Annotated in this window: 1 pseudogene; it reads right to left on the bottom strand. The window is 39.5% G+C overall.

What is annotated here, in order from left to right:
• A pseudogene (locus RG571_RS12005) lies at nt 1-804 on the bottom strand (ISL3-like element IS1251 family transposase); the annotation flags it as partial.
• Nucleotides 805-866: the final 62 nt, after the last annotated feature.

The raw sequence follows: 866 nt of genomic DNA on the forward strand, positions 1-866 counted from the left end.
TTGGTTCGTTTCTTTGATTCGATGATTGCGAAAGGTACGACCAATATGTTGGACGATGTGAAACCGGTCAATAATCAGCTGTGCTTTTGGAAACAGCTTTTTAACGAGCGATACATAAGGAGCGTACATATCAATCACGATCCATTCGACCGCTTCACGAATTTCTCGTGAAAAATGACTAAAATAACGTTTTAAAAAAGGCAGTTGTCGGTTCTCGACAATGTCCAATAAGCGCTGTGTTTGTCCATCCATCATGATGAAACTCATAGCACCTGAAACACCCCGAACTGATTTGAATTCATCAAAACAAAGTACCTTAGGTAACGGTGTCCGAAAAGGATTCAACGGACGATAAAATCGCTTCATAATACGGTAAACAGAAGAGACCGATAGATTTTTCTGAGCGGCGATCTCTGTCATTGAGGTATTTTTTTTCAGACGAGTCACGACAGACCAGCGGACTTTCTCACTGATGAAACAATGTTTTTTCGCAACAGAAGTATCTGCGACAAAGGTCCGCTGACAAGCTTTGCATTTGAAGCGTTGCTTTTTCAATTCGAGGTAGGTACGGTATTCAGAAACATCGTTCATTAACAACCGGACGGTTGTTGTACCCCAACGCACAATATCTGAAGCAATCTGGTGTTTACAGTGGATGCATTCTTGGGCTGTATAAATCAAGTTTCCACGATAAATATGACAGATTTGCCCTTTGTATTTTTCTTTTGTGAGACAATTTTCGTTAAAAGTAACTGATAAGTCTAGAATATCTAATGTTTCTTTGATAAGGTGAGTGTAAGACATCTTGATTCCTCCTTTTGGGTTGGTTCGCCAAATTAATTCTAAAGGATTTCAAGGTGTCTTTT

Origin of the sequence: Enterococcus sp. FR204, from assembly GCF_031143325.1 — a bacterium.
GTDB classification, from domain to species: domain Bacteria; phylum Bacillota; class Bacilli; order Lactobacillales; family Enterococcaceae; genus Enterococcus_B; species Enterococcus_B faecium.